Source organism: Citrobacter sp. Cpo030, assembly GCF_030333005.1.
Taxonomy (GTDB): Bacteria; Pseudomonadota; Gammaproteobacteria; order Enterobacterales; family Enterobacteriaceae; genus Citrobacter; species Citrobacter portucalensis.
In genome coordinates, this window is sequence record NZ_JAOWGT010000067.1 from 141195 (window position 1) to 163227 (window position 22033).

22 protein-coding genes and 1 riboswitch are annotated in these 22033 nt (G+C 55.2%); of the genes, 14 read left to right on the top strand and 8 right to left on the bottom strand.

All coding sequences use genetic code 11. From position 1 onward, the window contains the following. Positions 1-44 precede the first annotated feature (44 nt). Together hutU and hutH are read left to right on the top strand one after the other, a co-directional pair. Positions 45-1730, top strand: coding sequence for a urocanate hydratase (hutU, locus tag OGY37_RS13675; protein ID WP_133086076.1), 1686 nt, complete (start codon positions 45-47; stop codon positions 1728-1730). Position 1731: 1 nt separating this feature from the next. Further along, a complete protein-coding gene (gene hutH, locus OGY37_RS13680; protein ID WP_286621013.1) occupies positions 1732-3252 on the top strand; it encodes a histidine ammonia-lyase in 1521 nt (506 codons plus the stop codon). 95 nt (positions 3253-3347) lie between these two features. Here hutH and OGY37_RS13685 read toward each other — a convergent pair whose 3' ends face one another. Both OGY37_RS13685 and bioA read right to left on the bottom strand, forming a co-directional pair. Next, positions 3348-3824 (bottom strand): kinase inhibitor, encoded by a 477-nt coding sequence (locus tag OGY37_RS13685; RefSeq protein WP_048214637.1) that lies wholly within the window; start codon positions 3822-3824, stop codon positions 3348-3350. A 57-nt stretch (positions 3825-3881) separates the two neighbouring features. Next, positions 3882-5171: an adenosylmethionine--8-amino-7-oxononanoate transaminase gene (gene bioA / locus OGY37_RS13690; RefSeq protein WP_286621015.1), complete on the bottom strand. Its 1290-nt coding sequence runs from the start codon at positions 5169-5171 to the stop codon at positions 3882-3884. Positions 5172-5247: 76 nt separating this feature from the next. Here bioA and bioB point away from each other — a divergent pair, with 76 nt between their 5' ends. From bioB to bioD, 4 genes are read left to right on the top strand one after another with little or no spacing between them, the layout of a single operon-like run. After that, positions 5248-6288 carry a biotin synthase BioB gene (gene bioB, locus OGY37_RS13695; RefSeq protein WP_123268302.1) on the top strand — a complete coding sequence of 347 codons (1041 nt, stop codon included), beginning with the start codon at positions 5248-5250 and terminating at the stop codon, positions 6286-6288. Further along, on the top strand, positions 6285-7442 hold the full coding sequence (gene bioF, locus OGY37_RS13700; protein ID WP_003831517.1) for an 8-amino-7-oxononanoate synthase: 1158 nt from the start codon (positions 6285-6287) through the stop codon (positions 7440-7442). The genes bioB and bioF overlap by 4 nt, the downstream gene beginning before the upstream one ends. Continuing rightward, entirely contained in the window at positions 7426-8181 is a 756-nt protein-coding gene (bioC, locus tag OGY37_RS13705; RefSeq protein ID WP_284968923.1) for a malonyl-ACP O-methyltransferase BioC, read from the top strand. The genes bioF and bioC overlap by 17 nt, the downstream gene beginning before the upstream one ends. Then, positions 8174-8872: a dethiobiotin synthase gene (gene bioD, locus OGY37_RS13710; RefSeq protein WP_063940666.1), complete on the top strand. Its 699-nt coding sequence runs from the start codon at positions 8174-8176 to the stop codon at positions 8870-8872. The genes bioC and bioD overlap by 8 nt, the downstream gene beginning before the upstream one ends. On the opposite strand, the gene OGY37_RS13715 is transcribed toward bioD, so the two are convergent. Then, positions 8838-9560, bottom strand: coding sequence for an ATP-binding cassette domain-containing protein (locus OGY37_RS13715; protein WP_286621018.1), 723 nt, complete (start codon positions 9558-9560; stop codon positions 8838-8840). The genes bioD and OGY37_RS13715 overlap by 35 nt on opposite strands. A gap of 768 nt (positions 9561-10328) precedes the next feature. On the opposite strand from OGY37_RS13715, the gene uvrB reads away from it, so the two are divergent. Beyond that, positions 10329-12350 carry an excinuclease ABC subunit UvrB gene (gene uvrB, locus OGY37_RS13720; protein WP_008784186.1) on the top strand — a complete coding sequence of 674 codons (2022 nt, stop codon included), beginning with the start codon at positions 10329-10331 and terminating at the stop codon, positions 12348-12350. Positions 12351-12506: 156 nt separating this feature from the next. Here uvrB and yvcK read toward each other — a convergent pair whose 3' ends face one another. Continuing rightward, positions 12507-13415: a uridine diphosphate-N-acetylglucosamine-binding protein YvcK gene (yvcK, locus tag OGY37_RS13725; protein ID WP_003831525.1), complete on the bottom strand. Its 909-nt coding sequence runs from the start codon at positions 13413-13415 to the stop codon at positions 12507-12509. A 329-nt stretch (positions 13416-13744) separates the two neighbouring features. Continuing rightward, positions 13745-13890, top strand: a riboswitch (molybdenum cofactor riboswitch). On the opposite strand from yvcK, the gene moaA reads away from it, so the two are divergent. The 6 genes from moaA (at position 13878) to OGY37_RS13755 (ending at position 17325) form a co-directional block, all read left to right on the top strand. Continuing rightward, complete coding sequence (moaA, locus tag OGY37_RS13730; protein ID WP_032934386.1) at positions 13878-14867, top strand: GTP 3',8-cyclase MoaA; 990 nt, start codon at positions 13878-13880, stop codon at positions 14865-14867. (Overlaps the previous riboswitch by 13 nt.) A gap of 19 nt (positions 14868-14886) precedes the next feature. Then, on the top strand, positions 14887-15399 hold the full coding sequence (moaB, locus tag OGY37_RS13735) for a molybdenum cofactor biosynthesis protein B (protein WP_003035187.1): 513 nt from the start codon (positions 14887-14889) through the stop codon (positions 15397-15399). Between the two features lie 2 nt (positions 15400-15401). Continuing rightward, positions 15402-15887 (top strand): cyclic pyranopterin monophosphate synthase MoaC, encoded by a 486-nt coding sequence (gene moaC, locus OGY37_RS13740; RefSeq protein WP_286621020.1) that lies wholly within the window; start codon positions 15402-15404, stop codon positions 15885-15887. Next, positions 15880-16125 carry a molybdopterin synthase sulfur carrier subunit gene (gene moaD, locus OGY37_RS13745; protein ID WP_003831530.1) on the top strand — a complete coding sequence of 82 codons (246 nt, stop codon included), beginning with the start codon at positions 15880-15882 and terminating at the stop codon, positions 16123-16125. The genes moaC and moaD overlap by 8 nt, the downstream gene beginning before the upstream one ends. A 1-nt stretch (position 16126) precedes the next feature. Beyond that, a complete protein-coding gene (gene moaE, locus OGY37_RS13750; RefSeq protein ID WP_126318757.1) occupies positions 16127-16579 on the top strand; it encodes a molybdopterin synthase catalytic subunit MoaE in 453 nt (150 codons plus the stop codon). Positions 16580-16620: 41 nt separating this feature from the next. Next, a complete protein-coding gene (locus OGY37_RS13755) occupies positions 16621-17325 on the top strand; it encodes a Bax inhibitor-1/YccA family protein (protein WP_003831536.1) in 705 nt (234 codons plus the stop codon). 86 nt (positions 17326-17411) lie between these two features. On the opposite strand, the gene OGY37_RS13760 is transcribed toward OGY37_RS13755, so the two are convergent. The 3 genes from OGY37_RS13760 to OGY37_RS13770 are packed head-to-tail and all read right to left on the bottom strand — an operon-like array spanning position 17412 to position 20373. Continuing rightward, positions 17412-18374 carry a lysylphosphatidylglycerol synthase domain-containing protein gene (locus tag OGY37_RS13760; RefSeq protein WP_126318755.1) on the bottom strand — a complete coding sequence of 321 codons (963 nt, stop codon included), beginning with the start codon at positions 18372-18374 and terminating at the stop codon, positions 17412-17414. Beyond that, positions 18374-19615 carry a cardiolipin synthase ClsB gene (clsB, locus tag OGY37_RS13765; protein ID WP_003831540.1) on the bottom strand — a complete coding sequence of 414 codons (1242 nt, stop codon included), beginning with the start codon at positions 19613-19615 and terminating at the stop codon, positions 18374-18376. Before clsB ends, OGY37_RS13760 begins: the two co-directional genes overlap by 1 nt. Beyond that, positions 19612-20373 carry an endonuclease/exonuclease/phosphatase family protein gene (locus OGY37_RS13770; protein ID WP_126318751.1) on the bottom strand — a complete coding sequence of 254 codons (762 nt, stop codon included), beginning with the start codon at positions 20371-20373 and terminating at the stop codon, positions 19612-19614. The genes clsB and OGY37_RS13770 overlap by 4 nt, the downstream gene beginning before the upstream one ends. A 131-nt stretch (positions 20374-20504) precedes the next feature. On the opposite strand from OGY37_RS13770, the gene OGY37_RS13775 reads away from it, so the two are divergent. Next, positions 20505-20915, top strand: a complete 411-nt coding sequence (locus OGY37_RS13775; RefSeq protein WP_003831542.1) for a YbhQ family protein — start codon at positions 20505-20507, stop codon at positions 20913-20915. Here OGY37_RS13775 and OGY37_RS13780 read toward each other — a convergent pair. Then, positions 20877-21983, bottom strand: a complete 1107-nt coding sequence (locus OGY37_RS13780; protein WP_003831543.1) for an ABC transporter permease — start codon at positions 21981-21983, stop codon at positions 20877-20879. The genes OGY37_RS13775 and OGY37_RS13780 overlap by 39 nt on opposite strands. Positions 21984-22033: the final 50 nt, after the last annotated feature.

Sequence of the window (22033 nt, forward strand, 5' to 3'; positions counted from 1 at the left end):
TATATGTTACTTATCTATCCGACGTTCGCGAGGAGTTTTCTGTCATGTCCCATAGCAAATATCGTCAGCAGGATATTCGTGCCCCACGCGGCACCACCTTAACGGCCAAAAGCTGGCTGACCGAAGCGCCGCTGCGCATGTTAATGAATAATCTGGATCCCGATGTGGCGGAAAATCCGCATGAGCTGGTGGTTTACGGCGGGATTGGCCGCGCCGCGCGGGACTGGGAATGTTATGACGCCATCGTCAATGCGCTGACCAAACTGGAGACCGATGAGACTCTGCTGGTCCAGTCCGGAAAACCGGTAGGCGTATTCAAAACTCACGACAACGCACCGCGCGTGTTGATTGCCAACTCCAACCTGGTCCCGCACTGGGCGACCTGGGAACACTTCAACGAACTGGACGCCAAAGGGCTGGCGATGTACGGCCAGATGACCGCCGGGAGCTGGATCTACATCGGCAGCCAGGGCATCGTGCAGGGGACTTATGAAACCTTCGTTGAGGCAGGGCGCCAGCATTATCAGGGTAACCTGAGCGGACGTTGGGTGCTGACCGCCGGGCTGGGCGGCATGGGCGGGGCGCAACCGTTAGCCGCTACGCTTGCGGGTGCGTGTTCGCTGAACATTGAATGCCAACAAAGCCGAATTGATTTCCGTCTGCGTACCCGTTACGTCGACGAGCAGGCAACATCGCTTGACGATGCGCTGGCGCGTATCGACAAATACACCCGCGAGGGTAAAGCGGTCTCCATTGCACTGTGTGCTAACGCCGCTGATGTGGTACCGGAACTGGTGAAGCGCGGTGTGCGCCCGGATATGGTCACCGACCAGACCAGCGCCCACGATCCGCTGCATGGTTATCTGCCGTCCGGCTGGAGCTGGGAAGAGTATCAGGAAAAAGCGGTGTCCGATCCGCAGGGCACGGTGCAGGCGGCGAAACGTTCGATGGCAACGCACGTTGAGGCGATGCTGGCGTTTAGCAAAATGGGCGTGCCGACGTTTGATTACGGCAACAACATTCGCCAGATGGCCAAAGAGATGGGCGTGGAAAACGCCTTTGATTTCCCCGGCTTCGTACCTGCATATATTCGCCCCCTGTTCTGTCGCGGCATAGGGCCATTCCGTTGGGTGGCGCTTTCCGGCGATCCGCAGGATATTTATAAGACAGATGCCAAAGTGAAAGAGATCGTGGCTGATGATAAGCACCTTCATCACTGGCTGGATATGGCGCGTGAGCGGATTAACTTCCAGGGCTTACCAGCGCGTATCTGCTGGGTCGGCCTGGAGTGGCGTCAGAAACTGGGGCTGGCGTTTAATGAAATGGTGCGCAGCGGTGAAGTATCCGCGCCGATTGTTATTGGCCGTGACCATCTGGACTCCGGTTCTGTTGCCAGCCCGAACCGGGAAACCGAAGCTATGCGCGACGGTTCAGACGCCGTATCCGACTGGCCGCTGCTGAACGCGCTGCTTAACACCGCCAGCGGTGCGACCTGGGTGTCGCTGCATCACGGCGGCGGGGTCGGCATGGGCTTCTCTCAGCATGCCGGGATGGTCATTGTTTGCGATGGTACCGATGAAGCCGCGGCGCGCATCGCCCGGGTTTTACATAACGATCCGGCGACCGGGGTGATGCGTCACGCTGATGCCGGGTATGACATTGCGGTGGAGTGCGCCGTCGAAGAAGGGCTGAATTTGCCGATGGTTGCTGCGACGCAGGAGAAACGCTGATATGAACACCATGACACTCACGCCGGGCCATCTGAGTTTTACCCAGCTACGTGAAATCTGGCAGCAGCCGGTCAAACTGAGTCTGGATGCCGGGGCGATAGATGCTATCAACGCCAGCGTCGCTTGCGTCAATAATATTGTCGCTGAAGGCCGTACAGCGTATGGCATTAATACCGGCTTTGGCCTGCTGGCCCAGACCCGTATCGCCACGGAAGATTTACAGAATTTACAGCGTTCGCTGGTGCTTTCCCATGCGGCAGGCGTTGGTGAGGCGCTGGACGATGCGATGGTTCGCCTGATTATGGTGCTGAAAATCAACAGCCTGGCGCGCGGTTTTTCCGGCATTCGTTTGAGCGTGATTGAAGCGCTGATTGCGCTGGTGAATGCCGAGGTGTATCCGCTGATCCCGGCGAAAGGATCGGTAGGCGCATCGGGTGACCTGGCGCCGCTGGCGCATATGTCTTTGACGCTACTGGGCGAAGGTAAAGCGCGCTGGCAGGGGGAATGGCTCCCGGCGACTGAAGCGCTGAAAAAGGCTGGGCTGGAGCCGATCACGCTGGAGGCGAAAGAAGGACTGGCGCTGCTCAACGGTACTCAGGCGTCGACCGCCTTTGCACTGCGCGGGTTAATTGAAGCTCAGGAACTGTTTGCGTCTGCGACGGTGTGCGGGGCGCTGACCACCGAAGCCGTGCTGGGTTCCCGTCGTCCATTTGACGCGCGTATTCATGCGGCGCGAGGGCAGCGTGGACAGATTGATGCCGCAGCACTTTATCGCCATGTGTTGACCGACACCAGCGCGCTTTCCCAGTCGCATCATAACTGTGAAAAAGTACAGGACCCGTATTCTCTGCGCTGTCAGCCACAGGTGATGGGGGCATGTCTGACACAAATGCGCCAGGTGATGGATGTTCTGCTGGTTGAGGCCAACGCGGTTTCCGACAACCCGCTGGTGTTTGCCGAAGAGGGCGATGTGATCTCCGGTGGTAATTTCCATGCTGAACCGGTGGCGATGGCGGCAGATAACCTGGCGCTGGCGATTGCGGAAATTGGCTCGTTATCAGAGCGGCGCATTGCGCTGATGATGGACAAACATATGTCGCAGTTGCCGCCGTTCCTGGTGAAAAACGGTGGGGTTAACTCCGGCTTTATGATTGCCCAGGTGACCGCCGCCGCGCTGGCGAGCGAGAACAAAGCGCTGGCGCATCCGCACAGCGTGGACAGCTTGCCGACCTCCGCTAACCAGGAAGATCACGTGTCTATGGCTCCGGCGGCGGGGCGCAGACTGTGGGAGATGGCGGCGAATACGCGCGGCGTGATTGCCGTGGAGTGGCTGGCGGCGTGTCAGGGGATTGACCTGCGTGAAGGGTTAACCTCCAGTCCGCTGCTGGAGCAGGCGCGCCAGGCTTTACGCGAGCAGGTTGCTCATTACACGCAGGATCGCTTTTTTGCCCCGGATATTGAGTGCGCGACCGAGCTGTTAGCACAAGGAACGTTGCTGAAATTGTTGCCTGAATTTCTGTAGAAAATTGCCTGATGGCGACGCTGACGCGTCTTATCAGGCCTACGGTCTGCTTTGTAGGCCGGATGAGGCTAAGCCGACATCCGGCACAACACAGCTTAACTAAACATCGCGGTAATCGAGGCGCTGGCGAGCGAGTGGAAATGGACGTTAAATCCAACCATCGCGCCGCTGGCACCTTCATCGACATCAATACGCTCCACATCCAGCGCGTGAACCGTAAAGATATAGCGGTGGGTTTCCCCCTTCGGCGGCGCAGCGCCACCATAACCCGCTTTACCAAAATCTGTACGGGTCTGAATCACCCCATCCGGTTGTGCAACCAGCCCGGAGCCGAATCCTTGTGGGAGTACGCGGGTATCAGCCGGCAGATTTACCACCACCCAATGCCACCAGCCGGAGCCGGTTGGCGCATCAGGATCAAAGCAGGTCACGACAAAGCTTTTGGTTCCTGCGGGTACGTCATCCCACGCCAGATGTGGGGAAATATTATCCCCGTCATACCCCATGCCGTTAAAGACGTGGCGATGCCCAAGCTTATCGCCATCGCGCAGATCGTTACTGATTAGTTTCATGCTGACTCCTCTTGTTAGCCAAAAAGTGTAGCCAGAAACCGTAGAGCTTACCGCTGATTAATCGCTAAAAAATGTTGCATTGCGCACAGCCTCGTTCACGGCCTGCGTCAGGCGACGCAACTGATCGGGCTGAATGATGTACGGCGGCATCAGGTAGATGAGCTTGCCAAACGGTCTTATCCACACGCCCTGTTCGACAAAGAACTTCTGTAACGCTGCCATATTCACCGGATGCGTGGTTTCGATTACGCCAATGGCGCCGAGCACGCGTACGTCCGCGACCCAACTGGAGTCCGCCGCCGGGGCGAGTTCTGCCCGCAGTTGCGCTTCAATGGCCGCTACCTGCGCGCGCCACTCGCCGGTTTCGATTAACGACAGGCTGGCGGAGGCGACGGCGCAGGCCAGCGGATTGCCCATAAAGGTTGGGCCGTGCATGAAGCATCCGGCTTCACCGTTGCTGATGGTTTCTGCAACCTGGCGGGTGGTCAGGGTTGCAGAAAGGGTCATCGTTCCGCCGGTTAACGCTTTGCCCAGGCACAAAATGTCCGGGGTTATGTCGGCGTGTTCGCAGGCAAACAGCTTGCCTGTACGACCAAATCCGGTGGCGATTTCATCGGCAATCAGCAGGATCCCTTCACGGTCGCACATCTTACGGATGCGTTTTAACCATTCGGGATGATACATGCGCATACCGCCAGCGCCCTGTACGATTGGCTCAAGGATCACCGCCGCAATTTCGTGGCGATGCGCGGCCATCAGACGGGCAAAAGGCACCATATCCAGTTCGTCCCACTCGCCGCCCATGCGGCTTTGTGGGGCTGGGGCAAACAGGTTCTCCGGCAGGTACCCCTTCCACAGACTGTGCATTGAGTTGTCGGGATCGCAGACCGACATCGCGCCGAAGGTATCACCGTGATAACCGTTACGAAATGTCAGGAAACGCTGGCGGGATTCACCTTTAGCTTGCCAGTATTGCAGCGCCATTTTCATTGCGACTTCTACGGCGACCGACCCTGAATCCGCGAGAAAAACGCACTCCAGCGCCTCTGGGGTCATCGCCACCAACTGGCGGCACAACGCAATGGCCGGGGCATGGGTAATGCCGCCAAACATCACATGCGACATGGTATCAATCTGCGTTTTCATCGCGGCGTTCAGTTGCGGGTGATTGTAACCGTGGATTACCGCCCACCAGGATGACATGCCGTCAATCAGCTTCTCACCGCTGGCTAAGATCAGTTCGCAACCTTCGGCACGCGCCACCGGATAAACCGGCAACGGGGAGGTCATGGAGGTGTATGGGTGCCAGATATGGCGTTGGTCAAACGCAAGATCGTCCGTTGTCATAATCGACTTGTAAACCAAATTAAAAAGATTTAGGTTTACGAGTCTACACCAAACTAACAACGAAACGTATACCAATATGGCTCATTCTTCTCGCTGGACAATGTCGCAAGTCACCGAATTATTTGAAAAACCGCTGTTGGATCTGCTGTTTGAAGCGCAGCAGGTTCATCGTCAGCATTTCGATCCGCAGCAGGTACAGGTTAGTACGCTGCTGTCGATTAAGACCGGTGCTTGCCCGGAAGATTGCAAATACTGCCCGCAGAGCTCCCGCTATAAAACCGGTCTGGAAACAGAACGGTTGATGGAGGTTGAACAGGTACTGGACTCGGCACGTAAGGCGAAGCAGGCCGGCTCAACGCGGTTTTGCATGGGCGCGGCGTGGAAAAACCCGCATGAGCGCGATATGCCTTACCTGGAACAAATGGTGCAGGGCGTAAAAGAACTGGGGCTGGAAGCCTGTATGACGCTGGGCACGCTGGACGAATCTCAGGCCAAGCGCCTCGCCAATGCGGGTCTGGACTACTACAACCACAACCTCGACACCTCGCCGGAATTTTACGGCAATATCATCACCACTCGTTCGTACCAGGAGCGCCTGGACACGCTGGATAAAGTGCGCGAGGCGGGCATTAAAGTTTGCTCCGGCGGGATTGTTGGGCTGGGCGAAACGGTGACCGACCGCGCGGGTCTGCTGCTGCAATTAGCGAATCTGCCGACGCCGCCGGAAAGCGTGCCGATCAACATGCTGGTGAAAGTGAAGGGCACGCCGCTTGCCGATAACGACGACGTAGATGCTTTTGATTTTATTCGTACTATCGCCGTGGCGCGTATCATGATGCCGACCTCATACGTGCGTCTTTCTGCCGGGCGCGAGCAGATGAACGAACAAACCCAGGCGATGTGCTTTATGGCCGGGGCCAACTCGATTTTCTACGGCTGCAAACTGCTGACCACCCCGAACCCGAACGAAGATAAAGATTTGCTGTTATTTCGCAAGCTGGGTCTTAACCCGCAGCAAACGGCGGTACTGGCGGGCGATAACGAACAGCAACAACGTCTGGAGCAGGCGCTGCGTACCCCGGATACCGACGATTACTACAACGCGGCAACCGTATGACCTGGCAGCAAAAAATTGACGATGCGCTAACAGCGCGTCGTCGTGCTGATGCCCTGCGTCAGCGCTATGCAGTGACGCAGGGAGCCGGGCGCTGGCTGCAGGCCGACGGTCGCCAGTATCTGAATTTCTCCAGCAATGACTACCTCGGCTTAAGCCACCATCCGCAGATTATCTGCGCGTGGCAGCAGGGCGCTGAGCGTTTTGGCGTCGGCAGCGGCGGCTCGGGCCATGTCAGCGGTTATTCCGTTGCTCATCAGGCGCTGGAAGAAGAGCTGGCGCAGTGGCTCGGCTATTCCCGGGCGCTGTTGTTCATCTCTGGTTTTGCCGCCAATCAGGCGGTCATTGCCGCACTGATGGGAAAAGATGACAAGATTGTTGCCGACAGGCTCAGCCATGCCTCGCTGCTGGAGGCTGCCAGTCTTAGCCCTGCCGTGTTACGTCGCTTTACCCATAACGACTCGCAACATCTGGATCGTCTGCTGACAGCCCCCTGTCCGGGGCAGCAGCTGGTGGTCACTGAAGGCGTGTTCAGCATGGATGGCGACAGCGCGCCGCTGGCAGAAATCCACGTGGTGGCGAAACGGCAGGGCGCGTGGCTGCTGGTGGATGATGCGCATGGGATTGGCGTAAGCGGTGAGGAAGGACGTGGTTCGTGCTCTCGACAGCAGGTGAAACCTGAGCTGTTGGTGGTGACATTTGGCAAAGGGTTCGGCGTCAGCGGTGCGGCGATCCTGTGTTCTGATAGCGTGGCCGATTATCTGCTGCAGTTTGCCCGTCATCTGATCTACAGCACCAGCATGCCGCCAGCCCAGGCTCAGGCCTTGCGCGCCGCGCTGGCGGTGATCCGCAGCAGCGAAGGCGATGAGCGCAGAGAAAAGCTGGCGATGCTGATCCAGCGTTTTCGCGCAGGGCTGAATACCACGGATTTGACGCTGGCGCATTCAGACAGCGCTATTCAACCGCTGATCGTTGGCGACAATCATAAAGCCTTGCAACTGGCACAGACGTTACGGCAACAGGGATGCTGGGTGACGGCGATTCGTCCACCGACGGTGCCGGTTGGGACGGCCAGGCTGCGGATTACGCTGACCCAGGCGCATGAAGTCCAGGATATCGACAACTTACTGGAGGTGCTGCATGGTGCAGGTCAATAAGCAGGCGATTGCCGCTGCGTTTGGTCGCGCGGCCACGCACTATGAGCAACATGCGGAGCTTCAGCGTCAGAGCGCCGATGCGTTACTGGCACGACTCGATGGCCGGGCGTTCTCACGGGTTTTGGACGCGGGCTGTGGGCCTGGGCGTATGAGTCGCTACTGGCGGGAGCAGGGGAGCGAGGTCTGTGCGCTGGATCTGTCGGCACAAATGCTGACCGAAGCGCAGCGTCACGATGTTGCCCATCACTATCTGCTGGCGGATATCGAAGCCATTCCGCAGGCCGCTGCCACTTTCGACCTGGCCTGGAGCAATCTGGCCGTGCAGTGGTGCAACGACCTGCGCGGCGCGTTACGCGAGCTATATCGGGTGGTGCGTCCTGGCGGGACGGTGGCGTTTAGTACCCTGGCGCAAGGGTCGATGCCTGAACTTCGTCAGGCGTGGCGAGCAGTTGATGATCGGGAGCACGCCAACCGTTTTTTGCCGGTGGAGCAACTGGAAAACGCGCTGTGCGGCTGGGACGTTGAATACCAGTCTCATGCCGTCACGCTGTGGTTTGACGATGCGCTGAGCGCCATGCGCTCGCTGAAGGGTATTGGCGCGACGCATTTGCACGACGGACGCGAACAGCGTGTGCTGACCCGCTCGCAGCTGCGTCAGCTACAGCTCGCCTGGCCCTGTCAGCAGGGGAAATATCCGCTGACCTATCATCTTTTTTTGGGAGTGATTCAACGTGACTAACACCTATTTTGTCACCGGGACGGACACCGAAGTAGGTAAAACTATCGCCAGCTGTGCGTTGCTTCAGGCGGCGGGACAGCTGGGGTTGCGAACGGTCGGCTATAAGCCGGTGGCGTCAGGCAGTGAAATGACGGCTGAAGGTCTGCGAAACAGCGATGCGCTGGCTCTACAGCGCAACAGCGTTGTGGCAGTGGATTATGCGGCCATCAATCCGTATACCTTCGCCGAACCTACCTCACCGCATATCATCAGTGCTGACGAAGGGCGCCCCATTCAGGCCTCAGTGATGTCTGCGGGTTTACGCTTGCTTGAAGAACAGGCTGACTGGGTATTGGTGGAAGGCGCAGGCGGATGGTTTACGCCACTTTCGCCAACGCTGAGTTTTTCTGACTGGGTAAAAGCGGAACAACTGCCGGTGATTCTGGTGGTTGGCGTTAAGCTCGGCTGTATCAATCATGCCATTTTGACCGCCCAGGCGGTGCAGCAGGCCGGGCTGACGCTCGCCGGATGGGTTGCCAATGATGTGCAGCCACCCGGTAAGCGTCATGCTGAATATATGGCGACACTAAAGCGTGCGCTTGCGGCTCCGCTACTGGGGGAAATTCCCTGGCTGGCAGAAGAGCCGGAACGAGCAGCGACAGGTCGTTATATCGATCTTAGCGTTTTGTCTCTGGCATCCACCAGTCGTTGATTAGCGGGTCGCTGAATTGTGTTATTTGCCCTTGAGCCACGTTGCGTCCACGATGTAACAAGCAATAGCAGTCAGCGACCCGACGAATAAACGGCAGGCTCTGCTCCGCGAGCATAATGGCGATGCCAAGCTCCTGGCTTAGCCTCACTATCAGATTCCCCAGTTTGTGGATATACGCCTGGCCACTTCCTCGCGTCGGCTCATCGAGAATCAGCAGGCGCGGGCGAGTGACTAACGCACTGGCGAGTGCAAGCTGGTGCTGATTTTCCTCCGACAATGCCACCCCTTTGGCCTGACGCAGTACAAACAGCTGTGGAAACAGGCGGTAAATATCGCTGCTGTTCATCGTTTCGCTTTTCTCAACCGCCTGGCGCGCAATGTGCAGATTTTCCTCTACCGTCAGCTGCGAAAAAATTCGCCGTTCCTGTGATACACAGTTAATACCCAGCGCAATGCGCTTTGCCGCCGGAATCTGAAGCAGATCGCAAGGTGGTGCGCCAGCCTGATGCCAGAACATGGTTCCGCTCTCAATCGGTAAATTGCCGATGATGCAATTGGCCAGCGTGGTTTTTCCCATCCCTGGAAGACCCAGCACGGCGGTACATTTGCCGGGCAACAGGTCGAGATCGACATCCCAAAGCGAGTGTTGATTACCGTAATAGTGATTCACTGCACGAAGACTCAACATAGATTTCTCCCTCATGATGATATCCGCCTCGCGGGCTGATGGTCGGGAGAAAACTGCAAATCTCTTGCCAGAAGCGGAATGAGGGGAAAATACAGCAGAATAGCGTATTGAGGGGGTTGCGGTATCTGGCTTGTTGTGGATGAGCGGCGCAGTGTGCACATTGTCAGTGCCTGGTGGCGTTGTGATGGTGCAGGCAGGAAAATGATGAAAATGCGAGCAAGATCTCGGCCATTCCAGGTCGCTTCGTTAGCTGATAAATATCAAAAAATAGCGATAATTTTTTTTTATCCCACCAGAAAAGAGCATCAGGACGTTTTTGCCAGGCTACAGTCCATACGGGCTGGAGGCAGTTATCCACTATTCCTGTGGATAACCTTGTGTATTAGAGTTAGAAAACACAAGGTAAGCGAGAGAAGACGCGGCCTGCGACTAAATTGATGCGAAAGACGGCTTGAGATAATAGTCATTAAATTACAGTGTGTTAGATAAATGCAATGGCTGTCGCAGAAGTGTCATGTGTTGCCACAAAACTTTCATCGGGTAGCTTGACAAATGTTAAAAAAGTCATTGGTTTGGGGATAACACATTTTTGCTGGTGTTTTATCTTGCCTGCGGACAAATTTTAGCCTGTAGTCACGGCCATTTTGCTGGGGTAACAGAAATATTCTGGCGCGTTACTGTTTTTCCATCCAGTATATTTTACTGGCAAAATATACGGCTGCGAGTAAAATTACACACCTGCCCGCCCATTGCTTCAGGTAGCTGCTCATGAGTAAACCGTTCAAACTAAATTCCGCTTTTAAACCCTCTGGCGATCAGCCTGAGGCGATTCGTCGCCTGGAAGAAGGTCTGGAGGATGGACTGGCGCATCAGACGCTGCTGGGGGTGACGGGGTCGGGGAAAACATTCACCATCGCGAACGTGATTGCGGACTTACAGCGACCTACCATGGTGCTGGCCCCCAATAAGACGCTTGCCGCACAGTTGTACGGTGAGATGAAAGAGTTTTTCCCGGATAACGCGGTGGAATATTTCGTCTCCTACTACGACTATTATCAGCCGGAAGCCTACGTGCCAAGTTCTGACACCTTCATCGAGAAGGATGCCTCGGTTAACGAACACATTGAGCAGATGCGACTGTCAGCGACCAAAGCGTTGCTTGAGCGACGGGATGTCGTTGTCGTGGCGTCGGTTTCCGCGATTTATGGTCTGGGTGACCCGGATCTGTACCTGAAAATGATGCTGCACCTGACGGTGGGGATGATTATCGACCAGCGCGCGATCCTGCGTCGTCTGGCGGAGCTGCAATATACCCGCAACGATCAGGCATTCCAGCGCGGGACCTTCCGCGTGCGCGGTGAAGTGATCGACATATTCCCGGCAGAATCTGACGACATTGCGTTGCGCGTGGAACTGTTTGATGAAGAGGTCGAACGTTTGTCGCTGTTTGACCCGCTTACCGGGCAGGTCGAATCCACTATTTCGCGCTTTACCATCTACCCTAAAACGCACTACGTGACGCCGCGCGAACGTATTGTACAGGCGATGGAAGAAATTAAGGTTGAGCTTGCAGAGCGGCGAAAAGTCCTGTTGGCAAATAACAAACTTCTGGAAGAACAGCGCTTAAGTCAGCGTACCCAGTTCGATCTGGAAATGATGAACGAGCTGGGTTACTGCTCGGGGATTGAAAACTATTCCCGCTATCTGTCCGGGCGTGGTCCGGGCGAGCCGCCGCCGACGCTGTTTGATTACTTGCCTGCCGATGGCCTGCTGGTTGTGGATGAATCCCACGTGACTATCCCGCAAATTGGCGGCATGTATCGCGGTGACCGGGCGCGTAAAGAAACCCTGGTCGAATACGGATTCCGTCTGCCGTCGGCGCTGGATAACCGTCCGCTTAAATTTGAAGAGTTTGAAGCGCTGGCCCCGCAAACCATCTACGTTTCGGCGACGCCGGGCAACTATGAGCTGGAGAAATCCGGTGATGATGTGGTCGATCAGGTGGTACGACCGACCGGGCTGCTGGATCCGGTTATTGAGGTGCGTCCGGTGGCGACGCAGGTTGACGACCTGCTGTCTGAAATCCGCACCCGTGCGGCGATTAACGAACGTGTGCTGGTCACCACGCTCACCAAACGGATGGCGGAAGACCTCACAGAATACCTCGAAGAACACGGCGAGCGGGTGCGTTATCTGCACTCTGACATCGATACCGTGGAACGTATGGAAATCATTCGTGACCTGCGTCTGGGCGAGTTTGACGTGCTGGTGGGTATCAACCTGTTACGTGAAGGCCTGGACATGCCTGAGGTCTCCCTGGTGGCGATTCTGGACGCAGACAAAGAAGGGTTCCTGCGTTCTGAACGTTCGCTTATCCAGACCATCGGTCGTGCGGCGCGTAATATCAACGGTAAGGCGATTCTTTACGGTGATAAAATTACCGCCTCAATGGCCAAAGCGATTGGTGAAACCGAACGTCGTCGTGAGAAACAGCAGCTCTACAACGAAGAGCACGGTATTACGCCGCAGGGCCTGAACAAGAAAGTGGTCGATATTCTGGCGTTGGGTCAGAATATTGCGAAGACCAAAGCGAAAGGCAAAGGGAAGTCACGCGCAGGCGCGAAGTCTGAGGTTGTCGAACTGGATATGACGCCAAAAGCGCTGCAGCAGAAGATTCACGAGCTGGAAGGGCAGATGATGCAGCACGCACAGAATCTCGAGTTTGAAGAGGCCGCGACAATCCGTGACCAGTTGCATCAGCTGCGCGAGTTGTTTATTGCGGCATCGTAAGGCGGTGTCGGATGCGGGGTAAACCCTTATCCGACCTACGGGGTAGATCGCCTTTGTAGGCCTGATAAGCGCAGCGCATCAGGCATTGTTTGATGCCGGATGCCGGAGCAAATCGTTTTGTAGGCCTGATAAGCGCAGCGCATCAGGCAAATCCGTTCAGCCCAGCGCCTGCACTGCTTTCTCCAGCGCACTATGTAATAGCTGGCGGTCATGGCGGTAGGGAATATCGCTGGCTTCCAGCACTTCCTGGATCACAACGCGGTCGGTAACAGCGGAAGCATCCACTTTCGGCCCCACAACCACCGCATCAATCACTTTCTTCCCGACGTACTGTTCAATAATGGCCAGCTTATCGCTAAGCGTCAGGCTGGCTGCTGGCAGGCTTAATTCGCGCCCAAGATTGCCTATATAGACCATCGGAGCCGGTGTGCGACGTAATGCCTGTGACATTTCATCGAGTAACAGAATCGGCATCAGGCTGGTGTAAAAACTGCCAGGGCCTATCAAAATCAAATCCGCTTCAGCGATAGCCTCAACGGCCTCACGCGTAGTCGGGACTTTTGGCGACAGCATCAGTTCCTGAGGCGGGACGGTGAGCTGATCGATATTCACTTCGCCATAAACTTCATGTCCCTGGTCATCAATGGCCATCAGATCCACCGGCAGCTCCGACATCGGAATTAAATGTGCGTCAACTTTCAGCAGGCTACGAATTAAATTGATGGCTTCCAGAGGCCGCACGCTGAGGTGGTCGAGCGCCTTTAACATCAGATTTCCGAGGTTATGCCCGGAAAGTTCGCCATTACCGCCAAAACGATACTCAAACATGGCGGATGCAACGCTGGGTTGGGTAATTAACTGGTTCAGACAGTTACGCATGTCTCCCCAGGCTATCCCTCCTTCAGAGCGACGAATACGACCTGTCGACCCGCCGTTATCGGTGGTGGTGACGATACCCGTCAGGCGGGAACCTAATGGGGAAAGAGAGGAGAGAACGCGTCCTAATCCATGCCCTCCGCCGAGAGCGACAACGCGGTCCAGATCTGCCAGCGTGCGAGTGCGCATATATTTTCCTGATATCAATTGATCGGCGCTACAGTAACGTAAATAGCGTGTTTTCGGCAATTATCCAGTCGGCATCTGCCGTAATTTTTTTCTGCGATCTACTCCTTTCTGACGACACCCACCTGATGGCAAGATGATGTATATCAATGCAAGACTGTGGTTTTTGCTTATTCTGTAGCGAAATTGCACGATCATGTCGTTATGTATGTATTTATATAGCGAAAGTGTACATGGCAAAAGCGTCATTTACACGCTAGTATCGGCATAACCACAAAGTACTTTTAATAATTTGAGTTGTCGAAAGCCAACGCATCTGCAACTCGAAGTATGATGAGTATAAACACTCTAGCCTCTGCACCTGGGTCAAATGATACGGTGCTTTGGCCGTGACAAGACTTGAAAAAGTTTGTCACCAGGGCGCAGGAAGAAATGACTACGTCTCCCGTATTTGGAAAGGTGTACATGGGCTCTCAACTTACCGATGCTTTCGCACGTAAGTTTTACTACTTACGTTTGTCGATTACCGATGTGTGTAACTTTCGTTGCACCTACTGCCTGCCGGATGGCTATAAGCCCGGCGGGGTCACCAATAACGGCTTTTTGACCGTTGATGAAATTCGCCGCGTCACGCGTGCGTTCGCCAGTCTGGGAACGGAAAAAGTGCGTCTGACGGGGGGCGAACCTTCACTGCGTCGCGACTTCACTGACATCATCGCCGCCGTGCGCGAAAACGACGCCATCCGCCAGATTGCGGTAACCACCAATGGTTATCGTCTGGCGCGCGATGCCGCCGCCTGGCGCGATGCCGGACTGACCGCGCTCAACGTCAGCGTCGACAGCCTCGATGCCCGTCAGTTTCACGCCATTACCGGACAGGACAAGTTTCAGCAGGTGATGGCAGGCATTGATGCCGCCTTTGATGCCGGTTTTGAAAAAGTGAAAGTCAACACCGTGCTGATGCGCGACGTAAACCATCATCAACTGGACACCTTCCTGGCGTGGATCCAACCTCGACCAATCCAACTGCGTTTTATTGAACTGATGGAAACGGGCGAGGGCAGCTCTCTCTTCCGTAAACACCATATTTCCGGACAGGTACTGCGCGATGAGCTGCTGCGTCGCGGCTGGATCCACCAGATCCGACAGCGTAGCGACGGCCCGGCTCAGGTATTCTGTCATCCTGATTATGTTGGCGAAATTGGTCTGATCATGCCTTATGAGAAAGACTTCTGCGCCACCTGTAATCGTCTGCGCGTTTCCTCTGTCGGCAAGCTTCATCTGTGTTTATTTGGTGAAGGTGGCGTAAGCCTGCGTGATTTGCTGGAAGACGATGCTCAGCAACCGGCGCTGGAAGAACGTATTTCAGCCGCGCTGCTGGAGAAAAAGCAGACCCATTTCCTGCATCAGAACAATACCGGTATTACGCAAAACTTATCTTACATTGGCGGCTGATCGCTAAAAGGAGTTTTTCATGAGTCAGGTAAGCGCTGAATTTATCCCGACACGCATTGCTATTCTTACTGTTTCCAACCGTCGCGGCGAAGAAGATGACACCTCCGGCCATTATCTGCGTGACTCGGCGCAAGAAGCGGGTCATCAGATTGTCGATAAGGCGATTGTCAAAGAGAACCGCTACGCCATCCGCGCCCAGGTTTCTGCCTGGATTGCCAGTGACGATGTACAGGTGGTGCTCATTACCGGTGGCACTGGCTTAACCGAAGGGGACCAGGCACCGGAAGCGCTGCAACCGCTGTTCGACAGAGAAGTTGAAGGGTTTGGCGAAGTCTTCCGTATGCTGTCGTTTGAAGAGATTGGCACCGCGACGCTGCAATCCCGGGCGATTGCCGGGGTGGCCAATAAAACGCTGATTTTTGCCATGCCGGGTTCGACGAAAGCGTGTCGTACCGCATGGGAAAATATCATTGCGCCGCAGCTTGATGCCCGTACGCGTCCGTGTAATTTCCACCCACATTTGAAGAAATAAGTATGTCGCAACTGACTCATATTAACGCCGCTGGCGAAGCGCATATGGTGGATGTCTCCGCCAAAGCGGAAACCGTACGCGAGGCGCGTGCAGAAGCATTCGTAACCATGCATAGCGAAACGCTGGCGATGATCATCGACGGCAGCCACCATAAAGGTGACGTTTTCGCCACAGCGCGTATTGCCGGTATTCAGGCAGCCAAACGCACCAGGGATCTTATCCCGCTGTGTCACCCACTGATGCTGAGCAAGGTCGAAGTCAATTTGCACGCCGAGCCGGAGCACAATCGCGTACGTATTGAAACGCTGTGTCGCCTGACCGGTAAAACCGGCGTTGAAATGGAAGCGTTAACGGCAGCCTCCGTGGCGGCATTGACCATCTACGATATGTGCAAAGCGGTGCAAAAGGATATGGTGATTGGTCCGGTGCGTCTGCTGGCAAAAAGCGGCGGCAAATCGGGTGATTTTAAGGTGGATGCGCATGATTAAGGTTCTTTTCTTTGCTCAGGTACGGGAACTGGTGAACACCGATGCGTTAGAAGTTGCCGCCGAGTTTGCAACGGTAGAAGCACTGCGCAAGCATCTGGCGGCGCAAAGCGATCGCTGGGCGCTGGCGCTGGAAGACGGCAAACTGCTGGCGGCGGTGAATCAGACGCTGGTAAGTTTTGACCATCCTCTTAACGCGGGTGATGAAGTCGCTTTCTTCCCGCCGGTAACCGGAGGCTAAGATGGCTGAAACGCGAATTGTTGTTGGCCACGCGCCGTTCAGCGTCGGGGATGAGTATCCCTGGCTGGCAGAGCGCGATGAAGACGGCGCGGTCGTCACTTTCACCGGTAAAGTGCGCAATCACAATCTCGGTGACAGCGTGCAGGCGTTAACGCTGGAACACTATCCGGGAATGACCGAAAAAGCGCTGGCGGAGATTGTCGACGAAGCGCGTTCGCGCTGGCCACTGGGTCGGGTGACGGTGATTCATCGCATTGGCGAACTGTGGCCGGGTGACGAAATCGTGTTTGTTGGCGTGACCAGTGCGCATCGCAGCAGCGCATTTGATGCCGGGCAGTTCATTATGGATTACCTGAAAACCCGCGCGCCGTTCTGGAAACGCGAGGCTACGCCGGAAGGTGAGCGCTGGGTTGATGCCCGCGACAGCGATAAGCTAGCAGCAAAACGCTGGTAGAGTACAATTGTTGTAGGCTCATACTGATTCAGGAGATTGTCATGGACCGATTCCCACGATCCGATTCTATTGTACAGGCCCGTTCCGGTCTGCAAACGTATATGGCGCAGGTGTACGGCTGGATGACCTGCGGACTGTTGCTGACTGCGTTTATCGCCTGGTATGCGGCAAATACGCCCGCGGTGATGATGTTTGTCTTCTCCAGCAAAATCACCTTCTTTGGCCTGATCATCGCTCAACTGGCGCTGGTGTTTGTCCTGTCCGGCATGGTGCAAAGGCTGAGCGCGGGTATGGCGACCACGCTGTTTATGCTCTATTCGGCATTAACCGGGTTGACGCTATCAAGCATTTTTATCGTCTATACCTACTCGTCTATCGCCAGCACCTTCGTGGTCACTGGTGGGATGTTCGGGATCATGAGCTTATATGGCTACACCACCAAGCGCGATCTGAGCGGCTTCGGCAATATGCTGTTCATGGCGCTGATCGGTATTGTGCTGGCCTCGCTGGTTAACTTCTGGCTGAAGAGCGAAGCGCTGATGTGGGCGGTGACCTATATCGGGGTGATTGTGTTTGTCGGTCTGACCGCCTATGACACGCAGAAGCTGAAAAATATCGGTGAGCAGATTGACCTGCGAGACAGCTCCAATCTGCGTAAATACGCAATTCTTGGGGCTTTAACGCTGTATCTGGACTTCATCAACCTGTTCCTGATGCTGCTGCGTATTTTCGGCAATCGTCGTTAATTGTCTGTTGCCGGATGCGGCTTAACGCCTTATCCGGCCTACTTTTGATACCAGGCGGTAGGCCGCATCCGGCACTATATGCACCATCATTTCGCCATCGCCTTCTCGTTCTTTGCCCGTAGCTTTTTCGCCCGACTCTCCAACAGCAAATAACACATCAGCGCCAGCAGTAGCGGAATAAAATAGTAGAGCACGCGATACGCGAGCAGGGCAGCAATGATCGTGCCCTGAGACGTATTCTCTCCTGCCAGCAGCGCCATAAACACTGCCTCCAGCACGCCGATCCCCGCCGGAATATGCACAATCACCCCGGCAATACTGCTTACCAGCAGCACGCCCAGCACGAAGAAATAGTTGATGTTCTGGCCCAGCAACAACCAGATAATCGCCCCCATTACCATCCAGTTAGCCCCGGATATCGCCATTTGCGCGAGGGCAAATTTCCACGAGGGTAGCACCAGCTTTTGGCCCTTGATGGTGATGTGACGATGTTTAGCGAAAGCGCAAAACCACAGATAAACAACAATAATCATCAGCAGCGCTATGCCTAAAATGCGCAATGTGCCTTCATCGATATACCAGTGTGCGGGCAGTTCGACGACGCCGAAGGTAAAAATAAAACCGCCCAGCAGAATATAGCCCAGCCAGTTAGTGGTTATGCTCAGCGAAAAAATCCGCGTTATTGTGCCCCCCGGCAACCCGAGACGCGAGTAGAGTCGATAACGCATCCCAATACCACCCACCCAGGTGCTTAACGTCAGGTTGAAGGCGTAACAAATAAACGACACCAGCATGACCTGGCGTTTTGCCAGTTTGTGACCGCAGTAGTAGCGCCCGAGCAGATCATAACAGCCGTAAAGTAAATAACTGACGATCACCAACCCTACAGCGCTGAGCAGGGCGATCCGGTTGTAATCGCGAATTACCGTCCACACTTCCTGCCAGTTGACTTTGCTGGCATAAACAACCAGCAGCACGATCACCGCAATAAAAAATAACCATGTGAGGATCTTTTTCGCTAACCGCCAGCGTCGGTGATTTTTTGCCATCAGGTTTTCCCTCCTGCATCCTCGGTTTGTATACGGTCCTGAGTTTCCAGAGCGGGCTGCGCGGGCGGCTCTATCTCGGCCAGATGCGGGGTATGCGCCGGAAGCCAGCCGACCAGCGCCGGGAAGTGGCGTAAAAAGTGGAAGGCCAACACGCTTTTAGTCAGGTTCCACCAGGTGCGTTTTGGCAGCATGGATTCATCAACCCGCTTGCAGTCCTGCGCAATAATAGGGTTCAGGTTGTCGCGCAGGGTCTGGTTAAACGTGCGGTCATGAATAATCAGATTCGCTTCCAGATTCAGCGACAGGCTCAGCGGATCAAGATTGCTGGATCCCACCGTCGCCCAGTGATCGTCCATCAGCGCCACTTTGCCATGCAGAGGTTTACGGCGGTATTCATAGACATGGACGCCACCTTTAACCAGATAGTTGTACAGCAGGCGGGCGCCCACTTTCACAATCGGCATATCCGGTTCACCTTGCACGATGAGTTTTACCCGAACGCCGCGTCGTGCCGCTTTACGCAGGGCATGCAGCAGGCGATATCCTGGAAAGAAATAGGCATTGGCGATAATCACTTCCCGCCGGGCCTGGGTCAGCATTTTCAGATAGTGGCGTTCAATATCATCGCGATGCTCTTCGTTATCGCGCCAGACAAACAGCGCCTGCGCTTCGCCAGGGCGATGATTGTCGATTGCCCGGTGATGACGTCGCCACCAGCGTCGTACGGCGCTCTGTCCGGGCAAGTTTTCCAGCACGAATCTTAGGATGTCGGCTACGACTGGACCTTCAACGCGCACGGCGTAATCCTGTTTGGCCTCCGGGCCGTAATCAGACATATGTTCAGCGGAGTAATTGATGCCGCCGACAAAGGCAACACGGTCATCAATGACCACTATTTTTCGATGCATACGGCGAAAGAGATTGGTGCGCATACCGAACAGGCGCGGGCGCGGATCGTAGTAGCGGAAAACAATGCCGGCTACGGTCAGCTCTTCAACAAAACTGTCGCTCAGATCCGGCGAGCCGTAGCCATCCAGCAGCACCTCTGCTTTGATACCTCGCCGGGCGGCTTCGAGCAACGCGGCATGCAGCCGTTTTCCGACCGCATCTTCAAACCAGATAAAGGTCTCAAGGATAATTTTTTGCTCTGCCTGCTCAATGGCGTCAAAGACGGCGGGGTAGAATTGATCGCCATTTTCCAGCAGTTGAATTTGATTGCCTTCACGCCAGCCATATTTCATAAATGAATCTCCGCACTCAGGGGGGCATGATCGGACAAATGTCGCCAGTGACGCAGCGCCAGCGTCGTTGGGGTACTGGCATTCGCGTTTTTCACATAGATCCTGTCCAGGCGCAGCAGGGGAAACTGCACCGGAAAGGTTCGCGCCGGGCGGCCGTGGGCGCGGGTAAAAATCTCGTCAAGGCCAGCTTTGGCTTTCAACGGACGATTGGCCGTTTGCCGCCAGTCATTAAAATCTCCGGCAATCACTACGGGCTCCGCGTTGGGTAGGGCGTTAACCCAGTCTGCCAGCATAGAGAGCTGGGTCTGGCGGTGAGCTTCACGCAGGCCGAGATGTACACACATCACATGGATGGGGTGGGAGAGCATTGGCGGTACGATTCGGCAGTAAAGGACTCCGCGCTTTTCACTCGCGCCGACTGACACATCACGATTTTCATAATGCTCAATGGGATACCGCGACAGCACCGCATTACCATGATGTCCCTGCGGGTACACGGCGTTACGCCCGTAGGCGAAGTCGCTCCACATGGTGTCCGCCAGAAATTCGTAATGGCTGGTATCCGGCCAGTTATCAATGTGCAGCGAATGCGCTTCGTGTGCGCCCATGACTTCCTGCAGACATACAATGTCTGCACCAACCGTTCTGACGGCCTCCCGTAGCTCAGGCAAAATAAAACGCCGGTTGAAGGCGGTGAACCCTTTGTGAGTATTAATGGTGAGCACATTGAATGAAAATTGAACTCCCGATCCGCTCATGAGCCTCCCGATGGCGTCACTTCCTAAATAAAATAGTGTAGTCGTCGTCACAAAAAGATGCGGTGTTGCGGAATTTTCCGTAAAGTCCGGTACTCTGAACAATTAGTCGAAAATCCTTCAGGAGAATAGCCATGAGGTGGCAACAACGTGTTCGTGTCGCAACGGGTCTAAGTTGCTGGCAGATAGTGTTGCATTTACTGGTAGTGGCGTTGCTGGTAATGGGCTGGATGAGCGGCAGACTGGTGCATGTTGGCCTGGGATTGTGCGTCGTGTACGGCGTTACGGTTTTATTGATGCTGGCATTGCAACGTCACCACGAACAGCGCTGGCGCGACGTGGCTGATGTGCTGGAAGAGTTGACCACGACGTGGTATTTCGGTGCCGCAATGATCGTGCTGTGGCTGCTGTCGCGTGTGCTGCAAAACAACGTCTTGCTGGCACTGGCGGGGCTGGTAATCCTTGCCGGACCCGCCGTGGTCTCGCTGCTGGCGAAAGACAAAAAGCTACATCACCTTGCGTCTAAACATCGCATACGCCGCTGAGCCGGTCGTGGCCGCTATCACCAACAGCGGCCACAAGCTTCCCCAGACAATCTTCAGACTCGCATCTTTCAGGTAAATTTGTTTCGTGATGTCCGTAAAATGGCGGATCGGGTTTATCCACGTCAGATTCTGCAACCAGACCGGCATGTTTTCGACCGGTGAGACGTAGCCCGAGAGTAAAATCGCCGGCATCATAAACACAAACACGCCGATAAACGCCTGCTGCTGGGTGGCGCACAGTGACGAAATCAGCAGACCAAAGCCGACCAGCGACAGCCCGTAAATCACCATCGTGAAATAGAACAGCCCCAGTGAACCGGCAAACGGAATGTGATAAGCCCAGATACCAATCGCCAGCACGATGGTGGCCTGAAAAGTAGCCACAATGAGCGCGGGCACCGCTTTACCGATGAAAATCTGCCAGGTGGTCAGCGGGGAAACCAGCAGTTGATCCAGTGTGCCTTGCTCACGCTCGCGGGCAACCGACAGCGAGGTGACGATCATTACGCCGATGGTGGTGATCATGGCGATCAGCGACGGAACCACAAACCATTTGTAATCCAGATTCGGGTTATACCAGTTACGCACTACCAGCTCGCTGTTGTTCGGTTTCGGCTTGCCGTCCATCAGCTCCTGCTGATACTCCTTAACGATTTGCTGCAGGTAATTCGCGGCAATTTGCGCGCTGTTTGAGTTGCGCCCGTCGAGGATAATCTGCATGGGTGCCTGCTGGAAGGTATCCAGATTACGCGAAAAGTTAGCCGGGAAACGCACCAGCAGCAGGGCTTTTTGCGTGTCGATGGTGGGCTGGATCTCCTGCGGGCTTTTCAGCAGCAGAACATGCGTAAAAGCGCTGGCGCGAGCGAAGCGCTGGGTAAGCTCAACCGAATGTTTACCGTTGTCTTCGTTATAGATAGCAATTGTGGCGTTGGTGACTTCCAGCGTTGCCGCGAACGGGAACAGGATAACCTGAATCAGCACCGGTAAAATCAGAATGGCTCGCGTCTGCGGTTCGCGTAATAGCGATTGCAGCTCTTTGCGAATTAATGTCCATAAGCGATGAAACATGCCCGTCCTCTCAGTCCAGTTTGTAGGCCTGATAAGCAAAGCGCATCAGG

Coding starts and splice junctions, on each gene's coding strand:
- yvcK (WP_003831525.1), bottom strand. CDS start 13,415: ATGCGCACTCGCACGCTGGCAGATCTGGACCGCGTTGTCGCTCTCGGC.
- clsB (WP_003831540.1), bottom strand. CDS start 19,615: ATGAAATATGGCTGGCGTGAAGGCAATCAAATTCAACTGCTGGAAAAT.
- uvrB (WP_008784186.1), top strand. CDS start 10,329: ATGAGTAAACCGTTCAAACTAAATTCCGCTTTTAAACCCTCTGGCGAT.
- OGY37_RS13760 (WP_126318755.1), bottom strand. CDS start 18,374: ATGGCAAAAAATCACCGACGCTGGCGGTTAGCGAAAAAGATCCTCACA.
- moaA (WP_032934386.1), top strand. CDS start 13,878: ATGGGCTCTCAACTTACCGATGCTTTCGCACGTAAGTTTTACTACTTA.
- moaD (WP_003831530.1), top strand. CDS start 15,880: ATGATTAAGGTTCTTTTCTTTGCTCAGGTACGGGAACTGGTGAACACC.
- OGY37_RS13685 (WP_048214637.1), bottom strand. CDS start 3,824: ATGAAACTAATCAGTAACGATCTGCGCGATGGCGATAAGCTTGGGCAT.
- bioB (WP_123268302.1), top strand. CDS start 5,248: ATGGCTCATTCTTCTCGCTGGACAATGTCGCAAGTCACCGAATTATTT.
- OGY37_RS13770 (WP_126318751.1), bottom strand. CDS start 20,373: ATGAGCGGATCGGGAGTTCAATTTTCATTCAATGTGCTCACCATTAAT.
- bioC (WP_284968923.1), top strand. CDS start 7,426: ATGGTGCAGGTCAATAAGCAGGCGATTGCCGCTGCGTTTGGTCGCGCG.
- bioA (WP_286621015.1), bottom strand. CDS start 5,171: ATGACAACGGACGATCTTGCGTTTGACCAACGCCATATCTGGCACCCA.
- OGY37_RS13775 (WP_003831542.1), top strand. CDS start 20,505: ATGAGGTGGCAACAACGTGTTCGTGTCGCAACGGGTCTAAGTTGCTGG.
- hutH (WP_286621013.1), top strand. CDS start 1,732: ATGAACACCATGACACTCACGCCGGGCCATCTGAGTTTTACCCAGCTA.
- OGY37_RS13780 (WP_003831543.1), bottom strand. CDS start 21,983: ATGTTTCATCGCTTATGGACATTAATTCGCAAAGAGCTGCAATCGCTA.
- hutU (WP_133086076.1), top strand. CDS start 45: ATGTCCCATAGCAAATATCGTCAGCAGGATATTCGTGCCCCACGCGGC.
- moaC (WP_286621020.1), top strand. CDS start 15,402: ATGTCGCAACTGACTCATATTAACGCCGCTGGCGAAGCGCATATGGTG.
- moaE (WP_126318757.1), top strand. CDS start 16,127: ATGGCTGAAACGCGAATTGTTGTTGGCCACGCGCCGTTCAGCGTCGGG.
- OGY37_RS13715 (WP_286621018.1), bottom strand. CDS start 9,560: ATGTTGAGTCTTCGTGCAGTGAATCACTATTACGGTAATCAACACTCG.
- bioF (WP_003831517.1), top strand. CDS start 6,285: ATGACCTGGCAGCAAAAAATTGACGATGCGCTAACAGCGCGTCGTCGT.
- moaB (WP_003035187.1), top strand. CDS start 14,887: ATGAGTCAGGTAAGCGCTGAATTTATCCCGACACGCATTGCTATTCTT.
- OGY37_RS13755 (WP_003831536.1), top strand. CDS start 16,621: ATGGACCGATTCCCACGATCCGATTCTATTGTACAGGCCCGTTCCGGT.